Genomic DNA, 22726 nt, shown 5'->3' on the forward strand with positions numbered 1-22726 from the left:
TCTTGCATTACCCACTACCTTTGATTACAAATAAACGCTAAAATGAATCATGGAAAAGAAATTGCACCGTATACCTGAACAGGCCGTATTTGGAGGAGTTGCATCGGGGCTCGCCCAATACTTCAATATTGATGTAGTCATTGTCCGAGTATTATTTGTGGTCATTTTGTTACTTCCAATCCCTCCGGGTTTTGGGATGACCGGTTTCCTGTATATCATTTTATGGGCTGTACTTCCTACAGGCCCGGCCATTCGATCAGGTGAAACCGTTAGCTTTGATTTTATCTCAGGGAATTCCGACCCAGCAAGTGACAAAAAGCGTTCGGAGCAGACGATCATGATACTCGGTGGCGTCTTGATTTTCTTCGGCGCCCTGATGCTGGTGGATGATTTCCCGATCTGGTACCAGATCAAGCAATATTTCTGGCCGATAGCCCTTATGGCTGTGGGAGCATTTTTGATTCTGCGTCAACGAGACAAAAATCATGAAAGTAACACAACCGTGTACCCAACCACGCCCCCTCCCACCGAACCGGCCGGCCCAACGCCAGTTGAACCCGACCCACAACCTTATACGCCATTTACAACCGATACTTCTTCCACTCATTTCCCGGAAGATCCTGGAATGAAAAAACCCGGAGAGGAAGATGACGACCAGATCATAAAGGTCAATTGATTCTCTCAAACAAATTGACCTTTATCAATTAACCATAAAAAATTATAGCCATGAACTTCAGAAACATTTTTTGGGGAGTCGTCCTGATTATTGCAGGTACTCTATTTTTGGTGGAAGAGCTTACCAACTTTGATTTTGGCCGCTATTTCTGGCCCATTATCATGATTGCCTCCGGCGGCTTACTCCTGCTGCGTAACTATGTAAATGCCAACTCATCCAACCATTCAAATATTTAGACTGTTATGAAAAATTCGAGAGGCATATATTGGGGAGGTTTATTGATTATCCTTGGAGTCCTTTGGCTTCTACGCAGCATGGACCTGCTTCATATTCAGTGGAGCCTGATCCTGCCATACTGGCCTGTGCTGCTCATTCTTGCAGGTATTATACTCTTGCTTGGTGCGAAAGAACGTAATGCCTCCGGCGGCCTTGTTGGACTACTGATAACAATGGCGGTTTTGGGCGGAATAGTAAATAAAACCGACCGTGCCATTGACACTGACAACTGGAATTTTGGGTGGAATGATCATGATCGGTGGGATGAGGATGATCATGATGACGAACATCATGAAGACCGTGATGAAGACTATGCAAGAGAACACAGCAACAACCAGGGAACCAAGGCTCTGAACGGCAACTACAAATACGAGATGGAAGATTTCATCGAAAAGGCAAGCTTTAATCTGGAAGGTGGCGCCGGATCTTTTACATTGAAGGGAAATACAGACAAGCTTTTCGAAGCCAAAACACGTAGCAATCTGATTGGCTTCACTTCCAGCACATCGGTGAATAAACTTGACAATTCGGCCACAGTTAATTTAAAAATGGAGGAAGGCGACATCTCCATCAAAAATGGGGAGATAAAAAACGAAGCAAAAATTCAATTGAACCACAAACCCGTTTGGAAAGTGGACCTGGGTATTGGTGCGGGTAAGGGTAACTTTGATTTCAGCGATTATAAAGTAGAAAGTTTAAATGTAAGTACCGGTGTGGCCGATATGGATATCAGGATGGGAGACAAAATGTCCGTAGCGAATCTAAAAATTGAGTCGGGTGTAGCTTCTGTAACCATAGAAATACCTTCTTCTGTTGGCTGCGAAATGCGAATAGACGGGGCGCTGAACGCGAAAAGTCTGGATGGCCTGGATAAAGTGAGCAACAATCTATACCGGTCGGCAGATTTCGAAAAGGCTGAAAAGAAAATATTCATCGATTTCGAAGGCGGATTGACCAGCGTAAACATCAAACGATATTAACTCATCGTCAGCTAAAAATTAAATAGCCGCTCTTGCCAATATGGATCAGGAGCGGCATTTTTGTGATTCAATTTTTCTTTTCTCTATGAATGTATTCAGGATAACACTCATCGTCCTACTCTCCTTCCAAAGATATTCCTCCTTCTCTCAAACAAAAAAAGCCAACCCATTACCAGTGTTGGAACAAAAGATGAAAGATCAGGGATTGGTGGACATACAACGAAATAATCCCGAAATCCTCGTTGATCTTAAATATTCCTCCACAGACAATTTCATAAAAAAAGATGTCTATGGCGACCTCAGCCGAGCCTATCTGCAACCGGAAATGTTGGCAAAATTAATCCGTGCCAGCAAGTACCTGCAGAATTCCTGGCCCGGTTATCAATTACTTGTATATGATGCCGCCCGCCCCAATTCGGCGCAGTACGCTCTTTGGGACGCGCTGGATGAAATGAAGATTCCGAAAAGCAAAAAAACGATGTATGTTGCTGATCCGACCATCGGTTCCAATCATAATTTTGGCTGTGCTGTGGACTTAACAATCGTAGACAAAAACGGGCAACCGCTGGATATGGGCACTCCGTATGATTTTTTTGGACCACTTGCTTACCCGCGTATGGAACAGGAAATGTTGAAAAATGGAAAATTAAGTGAGAAGCAAATCGCGAATAGGAAAATACTGCGGACCGTGATGGTCAAAGCCGGATTCACTGCAAATACCACCGAATGGTGGCATTTTGACGGCATGTCTAAAAAGCAGGCCCGAGCAAAATACGGAATGATCAGATAAAACAGCCCTGTCGACGGATAACTTAGAATGCGCCCCTCCCAATCGTCGGGCATAATTCTTATGGTTTCATAACGAGCGTCAGAACGCAGTTGTTTGGACTTAATAAACAAAAAAACAAATGAAACGATTCGAAAATAAGGTGGCGCTTGTCACAGGAAGCAGCCAGGGAATTGGTGCCGCATGTGCACTGCGACTCGCAAGTGAAGGTGCCGACATTATATTGAATGGACGAAAACTGGACGAACGAGGAGACGGCATCTTGAAGCAGATTACCGATATGGGTCAGCGAGCCACCTTCCTGGAAGCCGATGTGAGCGATTATCACAATGTAGTTAAGCTGGTTAATGACGCCGTAAAAGTCTACGGAAAGCTCGATATCCTGGTTAACAATGCCGGCGTTGAAAAAAATCACAATTTCTGGGAGGTGACCGAAGAAGATTACGACTTCGTCATGGACACCAACCTGAAAGGTGTTTTCTTTGGGATTCAGGCCTATGTAAAATACTGCATCGCCGAAAAGCGTACAGGTGTAGTGGTAAACATGAGCTCTGTGCACGAAGAAATAGTTTTCCCACATTTTTCCCCTTACTGCGCCAGCAAGGGTGCTCTCAAAATGCTTACAAGAAACCTTGCTACCGAGCTGGCGCCGCTCAATATCCGGATCAATAACGTGGCCCCAGGTGCCATTGCCACGCCAATCAATAAAAGCTTACTTGAAAATAAGGAACAGCTCGAAAGCGTATTGAAAAATATACCCATGAAAAAGCTGGGCAAACCCGAGGATGTAGCTGCGGTGGTATCTTTTCTGGCCAGTGAAGACGCGGCCTATGTTACAGGTTCCACCTATTTTGTCGACGGAGGGCTAACCTACCATTACGAGGAGCAATAGATAAGCCCCGGCATGTAAATGATACATGTAGCTGTCTCCTAATAAAACTTCGCAGAATAATCTTTGCCCCTCCTTTCCCGGAGGCCTGTACTGTGAGGCCCTAAGTGAGGTTCAATTTCAATGCGCATAGTTTTGTCGGGAGACAGCTTTATTCAATGTCTTTTAAGAATCTGTTTGCTACTTTTTTGCAGCCAGACTTATGATCTCCTCCTTGCTTCCCTTCCAGAAGGCAATTTTTTTCCGGTTCCAGGTGTAGGTTGTTGCCACTGAGTCACCCCAGCTGATAATGGCAGGATACGAATACTCATCGTCTTTGCCGCCTTTATCCAGATCGAATTTATCCGGCCAGGTTTTACCGTTATCGTATGACAGGGCTAGGCACAGCGGTGACCGCGAACCCCAGTTTTTACCATCCGGATTGTAGGTTAATGCCAGCGTACCATCAGTAAGCTTCGTTACATCTATCCCGCTGTTGGGGTTGGGCATATCCGTTTTTTTGATTGGAGACCATGTTTTCCCATTGTCGTAGGAATCACTCCTGCCTATTACCCCTCCCGTGGTACGCACCAGCATATGCACATTGCCAGGCTTGGACTCCCACAGGGTCGGCTGAATGGCACCTTTCCCTTTGATCTCCATGGTGTCGATTTTAAAGTACGGACTTGCAGTCCATGTTTTGCCTTTGTCCTCACTTCTGTCTACGAATACTTCCCAGTTCTTTACCTCATTGGAAGCTCCTGCAAGCCAGGTCCCGTCTGAAAGCTCAATCAATTTATCCTTCACCGGACCGCGCCCTCCTTTATCTCCTTTGACAAGCTCGTAAGCATCAGACCAGGTCTCTCCGCCATCGGCTGACGTTTTCACCCATGTTTCCCATGGGGCTATTTCCTTTCCTACTTTAAAATATAGAATCACTTTCCCGTCTGACGTCTTTTGCAGGACAGGGTTCCAATGGGCGTCTTCACGTATTTTGGCTACTTCCTTGGGTGCAGTCCATTTTCCGGGCACACCTTTGGACATCCATATTCCCACATCAGGGTTTTTCTCCTCAGTCCCTCCAAACCAGGCCACCAGAAACTGCCCGTCGTCCAGGCGAACCAGGGTGGATGCATGGCATTGTGCAAAAGGCCTTTCATCTCCGAAAACATAGTCTTTCACGACAGATACAGAATCCGTTGACGTTTGATCGGACGACTCCGTCTTTTTGGTATCGCAGGACATGATGGCAAAAGCCGCGCCTATCAGATAAACAGCAGATAAGTTTTTTTTAAGTACCATAAAGGAATTTGATAATGTTATTTGGTATCCATTTATTCTAAGAGACCGATATATTCTCTTCACCGTGATACAATGGTTTCGTTGGTTCGGGCCACTTACAAAAGTTGTTTTTTCAATTCCTCCATAACCATGGTCGGAGCACGCTCCTCGTAAAGCACCTGATACACAGCCGTAGTAATGGGAATATGCACATGATACTGCGTATTCATCTGCATGATGCTCTTCGTGGCATAGTATCCCTCCGCGATCATTTTCATTTCCAGTTGAGCGGCTTTTACACTGTACCCTCTGCCAATCATATTCCCAAAAAGACGGTTTCTGCTAAATTGTGAATAGGCGGTAACCAGGAGATCTCCAAGATAGGCGGAAGCGCTTATCTGGCGTTCTCTGGGGTCCAGTGCTGTCACAAACCGACCTATTTCCAGCATGGCGTTGGAAACCAGCACGGCCTGAAAGTTATCTCCATACCCCAGTCCGTGGGTAATTCCACATGCCAGCGCCACGATATTCTTCATGACAGCCGCGTATTCCACACCATACAGGTCATCGAGCGCGTTGGCCATTACGTAGCGACAGGTCATCAGTTTGGCAAAGTCCTCAGCGGTCGGAAGTGCTGTTGAGGCGATTGTCAGATAAGATTGCTTTTCCAATGCCACCTCTTCCGCATGGCAGGGACCTGCAATCACGCAGGTATCCCTGAGGTCAATACTAAACCTCCCGGCAATCCAATCGGTAATCAGCATATTCTCGTCAGGGATCATACCTTTAATTGCTGAGACCACCTTCTTGCCCTGAAAATGTTTCTCAGACAGTCCAGCCAGCGCATCCTGTACAAAGGCCGCAGGAACCGCCAGGATTACGTAGTCGGCACCCTTTATTGCATCTGCTGTTTTTTCAAAAACTTTAATTTTTTTGGGCGACAGGTTCACATCGCTCAGATAACTGGGATTGTGGTGAAATCTACGGATGTGGTTGATGTCCTCCTGGTTGCGTAGCCACCAGCGAACCTGTACATGGGACTGTTCGCTCAAAATTTTTATCAGAGCAGTTGCCCAGCTTCCGCCGCCTATTACTGCAATTTTTGTATTGTTTAAAAAACTCATAATTGTTGGTTTGAAACTTCGGGTTAAAGGGAACGGGTCAACGGTTAACGGAAAGCCCGTAACGCTTCTTCTCCATTCCGAACCCTATCGTTTTGAATCCCCATCTTCCGAATCAATCTTGTGGCTCATATGCCTAAGTTATAATTAATTTTACCAGAACTAAAAATTCAGAAAAGCTTTTAAAAACCATTTTGTATAGCTCATTCATAATTCCGGCGATGGAGACCGTAAAATTACACAAAACCTTTGGGCTGCGTTGGGTGGAAAGATGGGGGGTGCTATGGCGTGAAAAGTTTAACATCATACGACGTGGCCCTTCATTGAGGAGCTCGTAGTGTCAGCAATTAAACGCACCCGTATGCATATAACCCACTGATTTACAAATGAAAATTGTATTCCGTTTTAAGTTTAAATAAAAATTCCTTGCAGCAAGGCCGCAAGGAATTTCTTTTTTTAACCTAAACTAAATCGAACTTATTACGTGTTAACAACGTACCGATCGCTCATTTAATTTGATTTTTTGTCTTCTTTTTTCGCTTCTTCTTTCTTTTTCTCAACAAGATCTCCAACCTTTAGATTTTTAGAAACCGCAAGGTAAGGACCAGCGATAATTTCCTCTCCATCCTGTAATCCGGAGAGAATTTCGATATTCTCAAAATCACTTATCCCTGTTTTCACCTCCTTCATTTCAGCCTTTCCATTCACATTCACGAAGACCACCTCTTTTATAACTTCTTCTTTTTTTGACTTTTTCTGCGCATCTTCTCCGTTAGTCTCACTTTGATTCCCGTCCTTTTTATCTCCGGCAGCCGGCTGATTACTCCTCGTAGTTACAGCCGCAATAGGCACCGACACCACACTATTCTTACGCTCAGTGATGATCTCCACCGAAGCAGTCATTCCTGGTTTAAAAGGATACGATTTCTTATTGCGACTTTTCATCAGGTCATCAAAAGATTCATTCAGTATCTTGACCTTTACCTGAAATTCGGTAACAGCATCAGCAGAAATACTGCTGGATGTACTGGTTGAAGATGCCAGTCCGGCCGCCGTATTGGCAATTTCTTTCACGATACCTTTAAATTTACGTCCCGAGGCACTGTATGCATCCACGTCAATCTCGGCTGTGTCGCCCAACATGACACGCACAATATCATTTTCATTCACATTTACCCGTACCTCCATGTTGCTCAGGTTGGCAATTCGCATCATTTCCGTACCGGCCATTTGGGATGTTCCTACTACGCGCTCACCCGCCTCCACGTTCAACAAAGAAATGATGCCACTCACTGGTGCAAAAATTGTTGTTTTACGAAGATTTTCTGCGGCATCTCTCATGCCTGCCTCGGCACTCTTGATGTTGAAAAGGGCCGCAGATACATTCGCTTTTGATGACGCCAGATCCTGAAGAGCCACTTCATAATTAGACTGGAACTGTTCGTAGTCAGAAGCAGAAATTACTTTATCGTTATAAAGCTTCTTATTCCTCTCATAAATGGCCTTTGTCTGCAGCAGGCGGGCCTCAGCCTGCGAAACCATCGCTTTGGTTTGCTCATAACTGGCTTTACTGGAATTCACGGCAGCAGCGGCTCGGGCCATTAAGGATTCATAGTTGTCAGGTCGGATTTTCAAAAGTAACTGCCCTTTTACCACCGAATCCCCTTCGGCTACATTCAGACTGATGATCTCTCCGGATACGTCGGGGCTAAGCTTTACCTCCACCTCCGGCTGTACACGACCCGACGCGCTCACACGTTCCACGATATCGGTCCTTTTCACTTTCGCGAATTCCACTTCTACGGGCTTCACCTTTCCTATCCATCCAGCCTGTTTAGCACCGAAAAGGCCGCCAGCGAGCAGGATTACCACTCCGCCAACAATCCACCATAATTTACCTGAAGATTTACGCGCCATTTTTTGATTGATTTATTTGATCGTTGCGGGAGTAATTTCTAAATCTTAACACTTACCTAAAACGCATGTCCTTGTGAAAGACCTTTCTGATTTTAGAATCAAAAATCAGACAATGGTTTATTCATGTAGAAATCCAGAATTTTGGTACGGAATACATAGTCGTACTTGGACTGAACAAGATTCCCATTTGCCCTGTCCAGATTGGCTTTGGCGATGTTGTACTCGGTGGAGTTAATCGCACCCACGTCAAACCGCACCTGGGCTACCCGGAAAGCCTCTGTAAGCGCCCTCACCTGATTGGCAGTAGCAGAATAGCGCTTAGCCGAATTGGTCATGTCTATATAAGCCTGTTCTACATTTTTCCGAATTGTGAGTTGTACCTGCTGCGCCTGATACTCGATACCTTTCTGCTGAACTTTCGCGTTGGCAACATTGTACTTTACCTGGAAATTTGAGAATATGGGAATACGAAGACTAAAATTAAGGTACGAGTTACGGTTACCATCCAGCTGATTAAAATAACCAAAGTCCTGAATACTTCCATTGGGCGTGGTAACCCGCTGAATGATCGGCAAGGTAACACCGCCATAGGTGACATAACTGGTAGTAGACGGTACATCGATGGTAGTGCTACCGGTGCCATCTGAAATAAAGCGTTGCTTGGGAGCTGCGGACGAAAAAGCCGTACTAATTCCTGCACCAAGTGATAATGAGGGCATCCCTGCTCCGCGGGCAATCTCCACGGCCTTTCTGGCTGACTCAATCCTGAGGTTAGCCGCTTTCATTTGCGGAAGATTTCCGACTGCAATGTCGAATATTTCCTGTATTGTGGCTTCATAAGCTTGTAAAGTCGGGTCCGAAACCGGCACTTTGACCACATTTATTGGCTCACTTCCAGGCATATTCATCAATTGCTTCAGGTTAAGCTTTGATGTTTCAAGGTTATTCTGATTGTTCACCAGGGTGAGTTCATCATTGGCAAGCTGCGCCTTAAGATCAAGCAAATTGCTCTCTGCAAGCGTACCGGCTTCAACCAGTTTCTGCGTACGTTCCACCTGTAGCACCGAGGCATCCACCTGGCGCCTGGCTACCTCTATCAATTCTTCATTGCTGATGATCTGGAGATAGGACAACGCTACATTGAGCATAATATCATTACGAGCAGCCTCCAGATCTTTCTGACTGACCCTGGCATTGATATCATTCCGTATCACAGAATTTCTCAATTGAAATCCGTTGAAGAGAACCACGGAAGAGCCCAGCTGAAAGTTATTGGAATTTACATTCTGCTGTACATACACGTTGGTATAGGGATCAATGTTACGACCGGAACTAAATCCCTGACCTGCACTGAAGCCAAGACTTGGCCAACGCTGCCAGCGCGACTGGGCAGCCAAATTTCCATCGGTCTGCACTTGTAATTCGGATATCTTCACCTGGGGATTCGTTTCCAGAGCGATCCTGATACAGTCCTCCAGCGAGTATGTATTGGGCGGTTGCTGAACCTTGGTTTGCCCAAAAACAGGTTGAAAAGTGGCAAATGCGGCAACCAAAAATGCAGATTTCAGTAACGAATGAAACATAAGCTTTAGCAAGTTAGATGATCAATATTAATGCATGTAACAAAAAACAACCATCCATTTAGTACGGACGGTTGCTGAACGGGTTTCAAAGGTGATTTTTGTAAAGTTACCAGTCAATGAAAAAACAGGTATCCCAGCCATATCCCGGCAAGTACACCGATAAAGTCTGCAATAAGACCTGCTACAATCGCATAGCGTGTATTTTTGATCCCTACTGAACCAAAATACAAGGCAACAATATAAAGTGTGGTGTCTGCCGAACCCTGGAAGATACACACCAGACGTCCTACAAAAGAATCAGGGCCAAACTCTTTCATTGTATCGATCATCAATGCACGGGCTCCACTGCCACTCAGCGGTTTCATCAGGGCCACGGGCAAAGCATCCGTAAAATCGGTATTCACCCCCGAAAATGCGATGATGGTTTTAAGCCCGTCGATCAAATAATCCATGGCGCCACAATTACGAAAGGCGCTGATCGCCACCAGCAATCCTACCAGATAGGGAATGACCGTCACAGCTGTGGTAAACCCAGCCTTAGCACCCTCAATAAAGGATTCGAAGACATTCACTTTTTTATAAAGCCCCCAAAAAAGGAAGCCGGCAACCACAGAAAGTAGAATGGAATTACCTGTAACAATAGAAATTGTTTCGATCTGCTCCTTGGGTAGCGCTGAAAGATACCACAGCATGAGCCCAATTACCGCGGTAACGCTGCCCAACCCAAGCATGACCGTTCTGTTGAAAAGGTTGATCTTCTGCCAGGCGGCGGTTATCAACATACTCACCACAGTAGTAACGTAGGTTCCGACAACACATGGAATAAATATATCCGACGGGCTTGCGGCTCCCAGTATGGCCCGCTGGGCTATAATCGTAAGCGGAATGATCTGCAGACCTGAGGTATGCAGGACAAGAAACATGATCTGTGCATTGGAGGCTGTATCCTTGTCCGGGTTTAGTTCCTGAAGACTTTGCATGGCTTTGAGCCCGAAGGGCGTCGCCGCATTATCCAGTCCAAGCATATTGGCCGAAAAATTCATAATCATCTGACCATTCGCCGGATGATCTTTGGGCACTTCTGGAAATAGCTTATTAAAAAAGGGACCTATCAATCGGGCCAGTCCGTTGATAATACCCGCCTTTTCCCCCACATTCAATATACCCAGAAAGAAAGTCATCACGCCGGTGAGCGGTAACGCAATGTCCATCACAGCCACCTTGGACATGTCCAGCATGCCCTCCACGATGGTCTTGAAAGTAAGTACATCGCCGGTCAAAAGAAATTTGAGCACCGCAATGACAAAGGCGATCACGAAAAAACCTACAAAAATATAATTGAGAGCCATAGATGGTTAAAGAACGTTGTCCTGAGCGCCGCCGCCCTTTAATATTTTGCTGGTTGCCCTGTTTTCGGAAGTGACTTTTGAATGAATTTTCTAAGATCTTCATTACTTGTGGCGATATCCGGTTTGCGAAGGTACATCATATGTCCACTTCTGTAACCCGCCCAATCCATCCGATCCTTCAGCTTGCCACCGGCGTCCATTTGCCATAAATTGTATTTGGCATTAAAATAGTCGCAGGCGCCGTCATAATAACCGGATTGTACCAATATATGCAAATAGGGATTGGACAGCATGGCATCCCGAAGGTTGTTACCAGTTTTGTTTCCGGTTCGGTCCCAGGGATGAACCGGGCCAAACATGTAGTACCGAAGATCTGTTTTGTATTTCAATTCCTCCCGAAGATAAATATTAATGGCGGGCGTAAAGGAGTGCAGCCAGGAAGTTAGCTCCGCGTTGTAGTCGGGCCCTTCTCCAGCACTCTTGTTGTCGATACCCCGATAGCGGGAATCCAGGCGCCCCACCGTGAAGCCCTTTTCCCTCAGGAGCTCTTTCCAGAAAAAATTTGCCGGGATATCCAGATTTTGCTCACTAATTGATTTCTCAGACAGACCTGAATAACGGGAAACCTTGGATACAATCGCCTTCCTGCGTTCCTCGCCCAAAGTTCCGCCCATCGCCACCGCAGGGAGATATTCCTCAATCGTAAACTTTTCAATCTCGGGCAGGATATCTGTCAGGTCCCGTTGTTGTAAATCCATCGCCAGAGCCTTGTGGTACCAGGCCGTTGCGGCAAAGTATGGCAACTTCAATGCCGCCGCCACAGGCCCGCTTCTTTCGATGCCCAGATCCGTAGGTGAAACCAGCACTACGCCATTCAGGTAAATCCAGTGGCTATTCTGCAGTTCAAGGGCTAAACCTGAGACCCGCGCCGTGCCGTAACTTTCACCGATCAGGTACTTCGGTGAAGCCCATCGGTTATACCTGCTCAAAAATGTATTGATCCAATCTGCCAGATATTTTATATCGGCATTGACTCCGTAAAATAATTTCCCGGGAACATCCTTATTCGCCGGACGGGAAAATCCGGTGTTGACCGGATCTATGTAAACGATATCGGCAACGTCCAGGATCGAGTGCGGATTATCCTTCATGCCGTAAGGCTGAACAGGATAGCCTTCGTCATCGACATTGAGTATACGAGGACCAGTATAACCGATCATCATCCACACCGATGCAGTACCCGGCCCCCCGTTGAACGAAAACACCAAGGGACGGGTGGCTTGATTGGAGATATCAGTCCGTTCGAAATAATTGAAAAACACGCCGGCAATTTCCTGCCCCTCTTCATTCCAAACTGGCAAACTACCCACCGTTACTCTGTAGGGGACCTTTTGCCCCTTAATCACCGCATTCGCGATTGTAACAATTTGTTTGTCATTCTGTAAGGTCCGGGACTGTGATGCTTTTTCCTCTTTTTTTATTTCAGAAGCCTTTTCAGCCTTTGACTTATCCTTATCCTGCGCCCATGCCGGACAGCAAAAAAGAAGGGTCGTCATGATTAACAGTAAAACTTTGCGCATAAAATGGATGTTCACCTAAACTTTTATCAGAAATCTAAAATAGGATAAATTGCGCAAACTTAATTCAATGTATTTGAAGTAAAATATTTGTTGGCGATAACAGTCTTTAACTTTCGCACAATATATCAATGCACAATGCCGTCACATTTCATGGGTTTTGGTATTTTTGAAAAATTGAGTTCGATTCATCCTTATCCTTTTATGAAATATTTAATTCTGCTGACTCTTGTTTCATTGTTTTCCTGTGACCAAAAAAAAACCACCAGAATCTCGGATGTTAACGTCAACGATACGATACCGACCCTGCGTACGAAGGTTAAAACGGAGTCGGTAGCCAGTTACAGTGAAAAAACCAAGGACACTTTGAATAACTGGCGCTTTGCCGTTCATCTCTACGAGACGCGTGAGACGTTTAAGTTTCTCATGAAAATTCAGTATGAAACACTTAATGAATCGGATACGGTTGTGATTCCTAATTTTGGCATCACACCTAATGTAGAAATTCAAAAAGGGCAGGCTCCCCTTTCTTGTATTGTGGGCTTCAAAGGCAGGGATGGGGAATTCAAACCGTACAAAGAAGTTTCGTTTAAAAAGAATCAGCTGCGAGTAAAAACAATACAACATTACGCGAGGACGCGGATCCGGAAAAAATGACAGGTAGCAACATCCCGTTGCACACACCTATTCACAAAGCGAAAAGCAGCACCACGTCGGCGCTGCTTTTTGCTTTATATGCTTAAATTATGCTTTAAAAATTTCATCCATTTTCTCTCGGATTGTAAGAAGCCGCGTTCGATCGCCACCCTTCACCTCGGCAGATGCCCATCCCGAATAACCGATTTTTTTGAGTGCCTTATTGACCTCCGGCCAGTTGCAATCGCCATCAAAAAACTCCACATCAAAGCCTTTCCAAAGGCCCAGATCATTTTGTTTTTTGAAACTGAATTCTTTCAAATCAAGCTTCAGGATTCTCTTATCAAGCGCTTCTATCCATGATGCAGGCCAACTGTAACGGAGCACATTACCCACGTCGAAGTACCAACCCACCATCGGATGCTTAAAATCGTCGACGTAACGCGCCGCTTCGAGGGGACTCAGCAAAAATTGATTCCATACGTTTTCAAAGGCTATTTTAACACCCGTTTTTTCAGCGACCGGAAGCAACTTCCGGATTTCGGCCTGAGAGCGTTCGTAGGCCTCCGCATAACTTACGCTGGCATTTACCACGCCGGGAACTACCAAAACGGTAGTACCACCATATTCTTTGGTATCCCACAATGCCTTCTCAATGGATTTAGTACACTCTTCCCTTTTCTTAGGGTCGGGGTCGGATAATGGCAACTTCCAGTGCATGCTGTTAACGGTTCCCGGGAGCAGCAGCCCCGTTTTATCCCTGGCGGCAAGCACTTCTTTCATGTCCAGCTTATCCGGCGAATCCAGCTCCACGCCATCATAACCCAGGTCTTTAAGTAGCTTAAACTTATCCATCACCGACAGCTCCTCCTTCACCATACCCCATTTCAGGCTCTTTTTAACCATCGGCTGGGCCGCTGCCTTATTCTGGTCCGCAACTGGTTTTATATAAATACCGGCTGGTGAAGCCATGACAGACGACGTAACGCCGGCTCCAACCACAGTTGCCGTGGTCGCCAACGCACTATTTTTAAGAAAATCTCTTCTTTGCATATATTTTGGAAATAACCATGTGGAAGAAAAGCACCTTTATTCAAAGACAGATGACACGGCATGCCATGTTGAAAAATGCATCATACTCAATGGCAAATCAACACTTCTCAACATGGGCGCCGATGTCAACGCTCAAAAGGTTCTTTATGAAAATGAGGTAATACCAGGACGTGCCACTTCAACAACCGGTGGCTTCATATCGAAGCTGTATGTGTCCGGACCTAGTTTTTCTGTTGAATTCATTGCTTCGTCCCAGGTTACCCTTTTTCCGGTATAGGCTGCCATTCTTCCCATAATCGCGAGAAGTGTGCTGTGAGCCATAAATTCGCCATCATTGATAAGCTTTCCACTTCTTATTGAAGCGAACAATTCGTTGTGCTCTGTCTGATACATATCGTTTTGAGCGCCTGTGTATTTCCATGGGTTTTGCCCGAAAATTTCATGCACATTACGCGCACAGTTTACCATAGCTCTTCCTTTGGTACCGATGGTCTCTACCAGATAGCTATTTTCACAGTTTGCCTGCTGCCGTGAATGATGGAAGCCTTTTGCTCCGTTTTCATATTCGTACGTAACCGCGAAATGGTCAAAAATATTACCAAAAAGCGAGTCGGTTCTTACCTGTCGCCCGCCAGTTCCGGTGGCAGAAAGTGGCAGTTTGCCACCCATGGCCCATGACATCATGTCAATGCTGTGTACCGCCTGCTCTACAATGTGATCACCAGCCAGCCAGGTGTAGTAAGTCCAGTTACGCAACACGTATTCGGCATCGGACCATCCGGCCACACGCGGAAATGACCAAAGGGTACCCGTATCATAGGTATTATAAACAGCAGATATATCACCCACTGCACCATCCAAAATCTTACCGAAACTGGCCCTTTTGGGTTCATGATATCTCCAGCAAAAACCAGACATCAGAGACAAATTTTTCTGTTTGGCCAGCTTGGCTGCATCCAATACTTTACGTACGCCGGGTGCATCTACGGCTACCGGCTTTTCGCAGAATACGTGTTTCCCTGCATTGATGGCCGCGGTCAAATGCTCGGGGCGGAAGTGTGGCGGAGTAGCCAATAGCACCACATCAACACCAGAATCCAACACCTTTTTGAAAGCATCAAAACCAACAAATCTATGGCCCTCATCAACCTGTACTTTAGCTCCATGAACTTTCGTAAGATTGGCGAGCGAAGAGTCCAGTTTATCTTTAAAGATATCGCCCATTGCATGTAGCACTACATTGGGATCGGCTTTCAAAGCCTGATTGGCCGCACCAGATCCTCTTCCACCGCAACCGATCAGCCCCACTTTGAGCGTTTCGGCATTTACTCCGGCAAACGCCTTGTTGGGATTTATAATTGTTATTGCGGGTATCGCACTGCCGGCCAGCGCCACGCCCGCCATTTTCAAAACATCTCTTCGAGAAGCATTCATTTTTACCAGGGATTAGGTTATAGGATTATAGAATTTACATAAATTCCCCGTGGATTACCACCACACTCCGGAAATTAAGCAAAGGTTTAAAGTTAAATAAATCTGTCTGTTTTTCTGCTACAAATTAAGAAAATTCCTCCGATCCCGCATGAGTCAACGACAAATTACTACTTACCCGTAAACGAAAACATTCAATTTTTATGGTCAATCTTTGCTATTTTTGGCTGTAACTGCATTTTTAAAATGTAAATCGGAATCATGTCCCACTCCCATATCCAGGATAATCTTTTACTAATCCTTTCCCTTCTTTCTGCAGTATTAATGCTTACGATGGTGAGTAAAAAGCTTGGGGTTGCCTATCCCATCTTTCTGGTGATTGCTGGTTTGCTTATCAGTTTTATTCCAGGAATACCTCACATTACCCTTGAGCCTGACTGGGTGTTCCTCGTGTTCCTTCCTCCCCTGTTATATTCAGCAGCATGGAATACATCCTGGAAGGATTTCTTTTCTTACAGGCGCTCTATCGGTATGCTTGCGTTGGGTCTGGTCATATTTACATCGCTGACCATTGCATACCTTTCCAATGCCATGATTCCGAATTTCTCCCTGGCTCTGGGTTTCTTGTTGGGTGGCATCATCTCTCCGCCGGACGCCATAGCAGCCACGTCCGTGCTACAAGGTTTAAAGGTTCCTAAACGTGTGGTAACAATCCTGGAGGGCGAAAGTCTGGTCAATGACGCCAGTTCACTGATCGTATTCCGGGTTGCCCTGGCCACCACACTTACCGGTAACTTTGTTTTCTGGAAAGCAGGTCTTGATTTTCTGCTGGTGGCTACCATGGGTGTTCTGGTTGGTCTGGTGATCGCCTATCTATTCTACTTCGTACACCGGAGGTTCCCCACCACACCCAGCATAGACACGGCGCTTTCTTTCATTGCTCCCTTCCTGATGTACATTACTGCGGAGCATTTTCATTTCTCCGGCGTGTTGGCAACCGTTAGTGGCGGATTGTTTTTAAGTTACCGGTCACACGAAACATTTGGATACAACTCACGTATGCAGGTTACCTACACCTGGGATACGGTTACCTTTCTGCTGAACGGTATCGTCTTTATTTTAATCGGCTTACAACTTCCTGCAACAATCAGCGGACTGGGGCAATATTCCATTGGTGATGCAATTTCTTATGCCGTGGTGATCAGCCTGGTTACCATTCTGATACGTATTATATGGGTATTCCCCAGCACCTACCTTCCAAGGATCATGAGTAAGCGTATACGTGAAACAGAGTCCAGGCCCACCTGGCAGAACGTCTTTATCGTCGCATGGAGTGGAATGCGTGGGGTGGTCTCCCTGGCGTCGGGGCTTGCAGTGCCGCTGGCGCTTACAGATGGCACCGCTTTCCCGCAACGCAACCTTATCCTTTTCATCACATTTATTGTGATCCTTTTCACGCTCGTATTGCAGGGCCTTAGCTTGCCAGCCATGATTAAGTGGTTAAAAATCAAGGATGACGGAGAAAACAGGGAAGAGCAGGAGGCGGCAGTTCGCTTAAGGCTGGCCACGGTAAGTCTGGATCACATGCAAGCCTCATACCCCGAGGAAGTGGGAGCCATTGACGCATTTAACAGACTGAGAGACCGATACGAAAGAATGATCGAAAATGCCAATAACAAGCTGCTTAAAGCCGAAAACGAAACCGCAAAGCCCGATTTTCTTCCTAAGTACCGAAATATGCTCGTAGAAATTGTTTCCGTAAAAAGACAGGAACTGCAAAAATTAAAACGAGAACAAATCTACTCCGACGAAATCCTCAAAGCCCGGGAATGGGAGCTGGACCTGGAGGAGGCCCGATTACGGGATTCTGGATGAGGGAAGGTTAAAGAACCCAGAAGATTTTGTATTTTGATCAAGTCTCGCTTCATGGCAACCTAGGCTGCCATGAACAAAGGAAGACTGTTAATATGAAATGCAATGGGTTAATCCCACTGCACTTCAACCGCGTAATCTTTGAGGTCGACGGTCGTAAAATGCTCCCCATTCTGACGCTTGATGGTGATCTTTCCGTTCTGTACTTTGGCAACCTGTTGAGAAAGAACGTCCTTTTTATTCTTTTTTCTATAAATCGCTACCAAGCCATCCTCTGTGGTAACATTCAGCTCATAACTACGTCCTTTCGCCAGAACCATTTTTGAATAGCTTGGCAGGTACGGCGCCTTTGCCAGCGCCAAAGCTCTCGAAGCTAAAGGCACACCATACCCTACAAAGTTGTTCCCGTAAGGATACAAATGGGCTGACCGTTCGATGAGTTCGATAAGTTCTTTATTTGTCAGCTTAGGATTTGCCTGCATAAGACAAGCTGCGAAACCTGTTATCACCGGTGCGGAAAGTGAAGTACCATACAATGAAAAACAAGAGACGTTGGGTTTGATGTAAGGTAAAAACTCAGGCCCCGTACTGCTATAACCTATTCTGTTCCAAAGCTTATTGTTGGTTGCGCCAATGGCAAGTACCCCCTTGGCATCAGCTGGTGCTGATAGTATTCCCCATGCCTTATCATCCCCTTCATTACCAGCCGAAACCACCAGCATGATCCCCTTTTTGTCGGAAGCGATCTGCGCAGCGCGGGTAATGGCACTCGTTTTACCATCCATTTGTGAAGGGATATAATTCTCCTTTGGATCCGAAAAACCTTTGGCGTAACCAAGAGAAGTATTGATCAGCCGCACCCCAAGGCTGTCCATCCATTCCATAGCGGCAATCCAGTTATCCTCCTCTCCCCGGTACTCACGAAGAGAATAGTCGGTGCGGGCTAGATAAAACTTCGAATTTAAAGCAGTACCATATTGAATCTGATCCTGATCATCTATACCAGAAATAGCGGCCAGAACTTCCGTGCCATGCATATCGGAAAAGGACTCAGCTGTGCTGTACAAAAGCTCACCGGGGCGGTCAGGCTTCACATAATCCCTGATACCCAGAATACGGTTATTGGAAAAAAGGTGCTTAAGTGACAACGAAGAATCAGCGCCGTAAAATCCGGCATCAATTACTCCAATGGTGACATCTTTGCCTGAAATACCCGCCTTAGCAAATGAGCCAGCCTGCACCTGAGACATGACGGGAGCCATTTGTGAACGTTCAACGGGTTTGGTCTGAGCAATGTAAAAACCCGAATTCATGGGTATCACCTCCTTGACAAAGTCCAGCTGACGCAACTCCATCGCCTGCGCACTGGAAATTACAGCAGAAACCGCATTCAGCCATCTGGATTGTTTTACCACGGCAACGGAACGATCCGACAATTGCTTCAGATAATCAGCTTTTACCGGCAAATCCGTGTCATCGGAGACATCAATACCCAGGTTTCTACGGTTTTCTATGGTTGCTTTCGAAATGGCAGGGAAATCAGAGACGTTTTTATCTTTCAGATATATCCAGTACTTCGATTGTGCAGAAACAAACAGAGGACCTAATAAAAACGACAGCAGGAAAATTTTCTTCATGAACTATTTAAATTAGTTTAGGCGGACAAATGACACGTTGAGTTGAATTTTGAAAGTTTCGCCAAAAGTCCAAATATAATGGAACGTGGCTTAAGAACATCCAACATACAGTTCATTTAACATCTAAAACGTAAATTTGCGTAATTAATTACCAGTCAAAAAATAAAAAAATGCGATACCCCGCCATTGATAAATCCCTTTTTATAGAAAACCGCTCCCGTTTGGCGACATTATTGAAACCCCATTCGCTCGTCATACTCCAATCCAATGATATCATGCCAACCAATGCGGATGGCTCCATGGGATTTCGTCAAAGTACAGATCTGTTTTACCTCACAGGGGTAGATCAGGAAGAGACAATATTGGTGATCTGCCCAAACCATCCCGATGAGAAGTTCAGAGAAGTACTGTTCCTGAGGGAGACCAATGAACTGATCGCCGTTTGGGAAGGTGAAAAACTGACCAGGGAACAGGGCCGGGAGACATCAGGTATCCAAACCGTTTACTGGACGCACCAATTCGAAAACATTTTCAGGAACATTGTTTTTGAAGCGGAAAGCGTCTACCTCAATACCAATGAACATACCCGAAACGATTCTCCGGTGCAAACCCGCGATGCCAGGTATGTGATTGAATTCAAAGAACGGTATCCACTGCATTCCCTATGCAGACTGGCACCGCTCATGCATCAGCTGCGCGCTGTGAAGCACCCCATCGAAATAGCTTTGATGCAAAAGGCCTGCGATATCACGCGGCTCGGCTTCGAGAGGCTTTTAAAGTTTGTCAAACCAGGCATCCAGGAGTATGAGATTGAGGCCGAATTGCTTCATGAGTTTATCCGAAATCGCTCAAAAGGATTCGCATATCAACCTATAATCGCATCAGGCGCCAACGCATGCGTGCTCCATTATATTCAAAACAGCCGGACCTGTAATGATGGCGATGTACTTTTGCTGGACGTGGCGGCAGAATTTGCCAACTATGGTTCGGACCTGACCCGGTCCATTCCGGTAAACGGCAGATTCACAAAGCGCCAGCGCGATGTGTATGATGCGGTGCTGCGCGTTTTTTATGCTGCCAAAAACATGCTTGTGACGGGCAATCTCTGGGATGAATATCATGTGGAAGTGGGTAAAGTGATGGAGAGTGAACTCATAGGTCTGGGCCTGATTACCAAAGACGACATAGCCAAACAGGATCCCGATTGGCCAGCCTATAAAAAATACTTCCCGCATGGTACATCCCATTTCCTTGGGCTGGACATTCATGACCTTGGAAACAAATACCGTCGGTTTGAGCCGGGAAATGTATTCACCTGCGAGCCGGGAATTTACATTAGGGAAGAGGGGTTAGGTATTCGGTTAGAGAACAACATACTCATCACAGCCGATGGCAATATTGATCTCATGGCTAACATTCCGATAGAGGCGGAAGAAATTGAGTATCTGATGAATAGATAAAACTGAATTTGCAGTGAAGTCTTAAACAATCGCCTCGTGACAAGCGTTTTATAGAACCATTCAATTTCGTAGATTTGGATAAAATCAACAAACCAAATGAAAACATGGACAGTATTAAGGAGGCAAGGAGGTACATGGAAAATGCTAAAGAGATTCTTCGCGAGAAAGCCGTTAAAGAAGATGGCTATTATCAGGATTCAAAGTATGTAAAAGTCGCCGGACATACCGCATATGCTGGAGTTCTGGTGGCGCTGGACGATTTCCTGGGTAAGAAAAATAAAGGAAGAAAAGATGTTGAATGGTATAAGGCACACCTTTCCAAAATGGACAAGAAGGTGCTGAATTCTTTTTTGACAGCGTATCAGGTTTTACATTTGGACATGGCATACGATGGTGCGAAAAGTGCTAAACTTGCGGCAACCGGACTGGAGGAAGCAGAATTCATTATTAAATGGCTAGAATCCCGCACTGCTGTGGCGTAGCCTTAAATTTTCCACTATACCTTTATACTCATTTTAAAGCCGGGAAATTAACCCCGGCTTTGGTATTTAATCAAATAGATTTTACGGTATGGACTTTATACCAGAGGAGATAATCAAACTCCTGATATCGTTTCTGCTAGGTGCAATCATTGGAACCGAGCGTGAGTATCGCAGCAAATCGGCCGGTCTCAGAACCCTGATTCTGATATCCGTTGGTTCGACGCTGTTCACCATCCTATCCGCCAAAATCGGCCCGGATGCAGGCCGGATTTCTGCCAACATTGTCACAGGCATTGGCTTCCTGGGCGCAGGTATTATTTTTCGTGAGAATAACAGGGTTGTCGGACTCACCACCGCAGCCATAGTTTGGGTCACTGCTGCGCTCGGAATGGGTATTGGGGCCGGACTATACGCAGTTACACTGGGCTGCTTCATTATAGCGGGCCTCTCGCTGGTCATTTTATCTCCCGTTCAAAAATACATCAGGAAGAAAAGTCAGATCAGAAATTACCGGTTGATGTGCATTTATCAAAAAAAGACGCTCTCCCTGTACGAAGAACTTTTTACCAGTTACGATATGAAAATACTGAGAGGAGAACAGAATAGATCAGGAAGCCATATCACCGGGAACTGGACCTTACAGGGATCTCAAAAGAAGCACGAGAAATTAACAGCCTTTCTGCTCAACGACGCCGAAATTTTAGAACTTGATTTCTAGTGATGCTGTCACCTAGGCACAAATAATCCGCAAATTCCCGCCCTACCCAGGGACAAACAAGTATTAAAAATCGTTATAATTCGTACTTTGGCAACTTTATCATCTCAAAAGACATACCGTTTATAGTTCAGGAATTTTTAGCGGTAATTTCAGGGGTAACCTTGCCGCAAAAATTGTAATAGTTCAATTTGTACCATGGCTAATTTCATACAACAAAGAATCTGGGATCATATCGTTCTAAATTCGTCAGAGAGCGAGACAGAATGGCTTCTGAAGAAAGGTGAGGCTAATTCCCTGGATTTGATGACTGCTTTCGTAGCTGCTCCACGATTCTTGTCAAAAAGAATCATTCAGCTACCCGATTCTGAACCAACAGGATTCAAAGTAAATGGATGGTCGCTGGTTCGGCTTGCCAGAGTATGGCTCCTGACGCAATTAGACGCATCGGACAGAACCGAATATGTAAAAAACATAGAAACGCTATTCGACACGGCCGAAATGAATGAACTCGTGGCCCTTTACTCGGCGTTGCCATTGCTGGCCTATCCCGAACAATGGCTATTCAGGGCAACCGATGCCGTGCGGTCCAATATGGGTTTTGTATTTGATGCCATAGCGTTGCACAATCCCTATCCCGAAAGATTTTTCAGCGAGGCAGCCTGGAATCAACTGGTTCTCAAAACGATTTTTAATGACAAACCCATCCATCTCATAGAAGGAATTGACACCCGTACCAATGTGGAGCTTGCCATAACTTTGTCTGACTTTGCTCATGAACGATGGGCGGCGGGACGCTCCGTTCCGCCCCAGGTCTGGAGATTGGTAAGCCCGTTTTTGAATGATGTGCTCCTGGCGGATCTGAAGTATCTGCTCGAATCAGGCATTGAGTCCAACCAAAAAGCAGCTGCTTTGGCAGCATTTGCATCAGGTTATCCTCCTGCCGACACGCTGCTTTCTGCCTATCCCGAACTTAAAAAATCTGTTAGCTCCGGAGCACTCTCCTGGGCTGACCTTGAATAACC

20 protein-coding genes are annotated in these 22726 nt (G+C 45.7%); 11 read left to right on the forward strand and 9 right to left on the reverse strand.

The genetic code is table 11. The features are described from left to right. The first annotated feature begins 49 nt into the window (after nucleotides 1-49). From DYADSP32_RS11930 to DYADSP32_RS11950, 5 genes are all read left to right on the forward strand, one after another. Nucleotides 50-676, forward strand: coding sequence for a PspC domain-containing protein (locus DYADSP32_RS11930; protein WP_149242522.1), 627 nt, complete (start codon nucleotides 50-52; stop codon nucleotides 674-676). A 50-nt stretch (nucleotides 677-726) separates the two neighbouring features. After that, nucleotides 727-912, forward strand: a complete 186-nt coding sequence (locus DYADSP32_RS11935; RefSeq protein ID WP_149242521.1) for a LiaI-LiaF-like domain-containing protein — start codon at nucleotides 727-729, stop codon at nucleotides 910-912. Between the two features lie 6 nt (nucleotides 913-918). Then, complete coding sequence (locus DYADSP32_RS11940; protein ID WP_149242520.1) at nucleotides 919-1932, forward strand: LiaF transmembrane domain-containing protein; 1014 nt, start codon at nucleotides 919-921, stop codon at nucleotides 1930-1932. 85 nt (nucleotides 1933-2017) lie between these two features. Continuing rightward, nucleotides 2018-2722 (forward strand): M15 family metallopeptidase, encoded by a 705-nt coding sequence (locus DYADSP32_RS11945; protein WP_149242519.1) that lies wholly within the window; start codon nucleotides 2018-2020, stop codon nucleotides 2720-2722. A 118-nt stretch (nucleotides 2723-2840) separates the two neighbouring features. Beyond that, the gene (locus tag DYADSP32_RS11950) at nucleotides 2841-3611 is read left to right on the forward strand and encodes a glucose 1-dehydrogenase (RefSeq protein ID WP_149242518.1); all 771 of its coding nucleotides are present in this window, start codon (nucleotides 2841-2843) and stop codon (nucleotides 3609-3611) included. Nucleotides 3612-3788: 177 nt separating this feature from the next. On the opposite strand, the gene DYADSP32_RS11955 is transcribed toward DYADSP32_RS11950, so the two are convergent. From DYADSP32_RS11955 to DYADSP32_RS11980, 6 genes are all read right to left on the reverse strand, one after another. Then, the gene (locus tag DYADSP32_RS11955) at nucleotides 3789-4889 is read right to left on the reverse strand and encodes a sialidase family protein (RefSeq protein WP_414617709.1); all 1101 of its coding nucleotides are present in this window, start codon (nucleotides 4887-4889) and stop codon (nucleotides 3789-3791) included. A 95-nt stretch (nucleotides 4890-4984) separates the two neighbouring features. Next, the gene (locus DYADSP32_RS11960; protein WP_149242517.1) at nucleotides 4985-5992 is read right to left on the reverse strand and encodes an NAD(P)H-dependent glycerol-3-phosphate dehydrogenase; all 1008 of its coding nucleotides are present in this window, start codon (nucleotides 5990-5992) and stop codon (nucleotides 4985-4987) included. A 507-nt stretch (nucleotides 5993-6499) separates the two neighbouring features. After that, complete coding sequence (locus DYADSP32_RS11965) at nucleotides 6500-7906, reverse strand: efflux RND transporter periplasmic adaptor subunit (RefSeq protein WP_149242516.1); 1407 nt, start codon at nucleotides 7904-7906, stop codon at nucleotides 6500-6502. A gap of 98 nt (nucleotides 7907-8004) precedes the next feature. Continuing rightward, entirely contained in the window at nucleotides 8005-9489 is a 1485-nt protein-coding gene (locus DYADSP32_RS11970; RefSeq protein WP_149242515.1) for a TolC family protein, read from the reverse strand. 113 nt (nucleotides 9490-9602) lie between these two features. Then, a complete protein-coding gene (locus DYADSP32_RS11975) occupies nucleotides 9603-10838 on the reverse strand; it encodes a nucleoside recognition domain-containing protein (protein WP_149242514.1) in 1236 nt (411 codons plus the stop codon). Nucleotides 10839-10876: 38 nt separating this feature from the next. After that, complete coding sequence (locus DYADSP32_RS11980; RefSeq protein ID WP_149242513.1) at nucleotides 10877-12418, reverse strand: S10 family serine carboxypeptidase-like protein; 1542 nt, start codon at nucleotides 12416-12418, stop codon at nucleotides 10877-10879. A gap of 201 nt (nucleotides 12419-12619) precedes the next feature. On the opposite strand from DYADSP32_RS11980, the gene DYADSP32_RS11985 reads away from it, so the two are divergent. Further along, nucleotides 12620-13072, forward strand: a complete 453-nt coding sequence (locus DYADSP32_RS11985) for a hypothetical protein (protein ID WP_149242512.1) — start codon at nucleotides 12620-12622, stop codon at nucleotides 13070-13072. 87 nt (nucleotides 13073-13159) lie between these two features. On the opposite strand, the gene DYADSP32_RS11990 is transcribed toward DYADSP32_RS11985, so the two are convergent. Together DYADSP32_RS11990 and DYADSP32_RS11995 are read right to left on the reverse strand one after the other, a co-directional pair. Continuing rightward, on the reverse strand, nucleotides 13160-14104 hold the full coding sequence (locus DYADSP32_RS11990) for a TIM barrel protein (protein ID WP_149242511.1): 945 nt from the start codon (nucleotides 14102-14104) through the stop codon (nucleotides 13160-13162). A gap of 144 nt (nucleotides 14105-14248) precedes the next feature. Continuing rightward, entirely contained in the window at nucleotides 14249-15508 is a 1260-nt protein-coding gene (locus tag DYADSP32_RS11995; RefSeq protein ID WP_149244876.1) for a Gfo/Idh/MocA family protein, read from the reverse strand. Between the two features lie 288 nt (nucleotides 15509-15796). Between DYADSP32_RS11995 and DYADSP32_RS12000 the strand changes: the two genes are divergently transcribed. Then, nucleotides 15797-17410 carry a Na+/H+ antiporter gene (locus tag DYADSP32_RS12000; protein WP_149242510.1) on the forward strand — a complete coding sequence of 538 codons (1614 nt, stop codon included), beginning with the start codon at nucleotides 15797-15799 and terminating at the stop codon, nucleotides 17408-17410. Nucleotides 17411-17517: 107 nt separating this feature from the next. Here DYADSP32_RS12000 and DYADSP32_RS12005 read toward each other — a convergent pair whose 3' ends face one another. Further along, a complete protein-coding gene (locus DYADSP32_RS12005) occupies nucleotides 17518-19044 on the reverse strand; it encodes a S8 family serine peptidase (RefSeq protein WP_149242509.1) in 1527 nt (508 codons plus the stop codon). Nucleotides 19045-19214: 170 nt separating this feature from the next. Between DYADSP32_RS12005 and DYADSP32_RS12010 the strand changes: the two genes are divergently transcribed. The 4 genes from DYADSP32_RS12010 to DYADSP32_RS12025 all read left to right on the forward strand — a co-directional run bounded on the left by DYADSP32_RS12010 (nucleotide 19215) and on the right by DYADSP32_RS12025 (nucleotide 22724). Continuing rightward, complete coding sequence (locus DYADSP32_RS12010; RefSeq protein WP_149242508.1) at nucleotides 19215-20504, forward strand: aminopeptidase P family protein; 1290 nt, start codon at nucleotides 19215-19217, stop codon at nucleotides 20502-20504. Between the two features lie 104 nt (nucleotides 20505-20608). After that, nucleotides 20609-20986 (forward strand): DUF5618 family protein, encoded by a 378-nt coding sequence (locus DYADSP32_RS12015; RefSeq protein ID WP_149242507.1) that lies wholly within the window; start codon nucleotides 20609-20611, stop codon nucleotides 20984-20986. A gap of 88 nt (nucleotides 20987-21074) precedes the next feature. Beyond that, nucleotides 21075-21704 (forward strand): MgtC/SapB family protein, encoded by a 630-nt coding sequence (locus DYADSP32_RS12020; RefSeq protein WP_149242506.1) that lies wholly within the window; start codon nucleotides 21075-21077, stop codon nucleotides 21702-21704. 195 nt (nucleotides 21705-21899) lie between these two features. Continuing rightward, on the forward strand, nucleotides 21900-22724 hold the full coding sequence (locus DYADSP32_RS12025; protein WP_149242505.1) for an EboA domain-containing protein: 825 nt from the start codon (nucleotides 21900-21902) through the stop codon (nucleotides 22722-22724). Nucleotides 22725-22726: the final 2 nt, after the last annotated feature.

Source organism: Dyadobacter sp. 32 (assembly GCF_902506755.1).
Classification (GTDB): Bacteria; Bacteroidota; Bacteroidia; order Cytophagales; family Spirosomataceae; genus Dyadobacter.

Bases quoted from the DNA above. Each gene is read 5' to 3' on its own strand.
- DYADSP32_RS11970 (WP_149242515.1), bottom strand. From the start codon at position 9,489: ATGTTTCATTCGTTACTGAAATCTGCATTTTTGGTTGCCGCATTTGCC.
- DYADSP32_RS11955 (WP_414617709.1), bottom strand. From the start codon at position 4,889: ATGGTACTTAAAAAAAACTTATCTGCTGTTTATCTGATAGGCGCGGCT.
- DYADSP32_RS11940 (WP_149242520.1), top strand. From the start codon at position 919: ATGAAAAATTCGAGAGGCATATATTGGGGAGGTTTATTGATTATCCTT.
- DYADSP32_RS12025 (WP_149242505.1), top strand. From the start codon at position 21,900: ATGGCTAATTTCATACAACAAAGAATCTGGGATCATATCGTTCTAAAT.
- DYADSP32_RS11995 (WP_149244876.1), bottom strand. From the start codon at position 15,508: ATGGCGGGCGTGGCGCTGGCCGGCAGTGCGATACCCGCAATAACAATT.
- DYADSP32_RS11980 (WP_149242513.1), bottom strand. From the start codon at position 12,418: ATGCGCAAAGTTTTACTGTTAATCATGACGACCCTTCTTTTTTGCTGT.
- DYADSP32_RS11985 (WP_149242512.1), top strand. From the start codon at position 12,620: ATGAAATATTTAATTCTGCTGACTCTTGTTTCATTGTTTTCCTGTGAC.
- DYADSP32_RS11950 (WP_149242518.1), top strand. From the start codon at position 2,841: ATGAAACGATTCGAAAATAAGGTGGCGCTTGTCACAGGAAGCAGCCAG.
- DYADSP32_RS11960 (WP_149242517.1), bottom strand. From the start codon at position 5,992: ATGAGTTTTTTAAACAATACAAAAATTGCAGTAATAGGCGGCGGAAGC.
- DYADSP32_RS11935 (WP_149242521.1), top strand. From the start codon at position 727: ATGAACTTCAGAAACATTTTTTGGGGAGTCGTCCTGATTATTGCAGGT.
- DYADSP32_RS11965 (WP_149242516.1), bottom strand. From the start codon at position 7,906: ATGGCGCGTAAATCTTCAGGTAAATTATGGTGGATTGTTGGCGGAGTG.
- DYADSP32_RS12005 (WP_149242509.1), bottom strand. From the start codon at position 19,044: ATGAAGAAAATTTTCCTGCTGTCGTTTTTATTAGGTCCTCTGTTTGTT.
- DYADSP32_RS11990 (WP_149242511.1), bottom strand. From the start codon at position 14,104: ATGCAAAGAAGAGATTTTCTTAAAAATAGTGCGTTGGCGACCACGGCA.
- DYADSP32_RS12010 (WP_149242508.1), top strand. From the start codon at position 19,215: ATGCGATACCCCGCCATTGATAAATCCCTTTTTATAGAAAACCGCTCC.
- DYADSP32_RS11930 (WP_149242522.1), top strand. From the start codon at position 50: ATGGAAAAGAAATTGCACCGTATACCTGAACAGGCCGTATTTGGAGGA.
- DYADSP32_RS11975 (WP_149242514.1), bottom strand. From the start codon at position 10,838: ATGGCTCTCAATTATATTTTTGTAGGTTTTTTCGTGATCGCCTTTGTC.
- DYADSP32_RS12000 (WP_149242510.1), top strand. From the start codon at position 15,797: ATGTCCCACTCCCATATCCAGGATAATCTTTTACTAATCCTTTCCCTT.
- DYADSP32_RS12020 (WP_149242506.1), top strand. From the start codon at position 21,075: ATGGACTTTATACCAGAGGAGATAATCAAACTCCTGATATCGTTTCTG.
- DYADSP32_RS11945 (WP_149242519.1), top strand. From the start codon at position 2,018: ATGAATGTATTCAGGATAACACTCATCGTCCTACTCTCCTTCCAAAGA.
- DYADSP32_RS12015 (WP_149242507.1), top strand. From the start codon at position 20,609: ATGGACAGTATTAAGGAGGCAAGGAGGTACATGGAAAATGCTAAAGAG.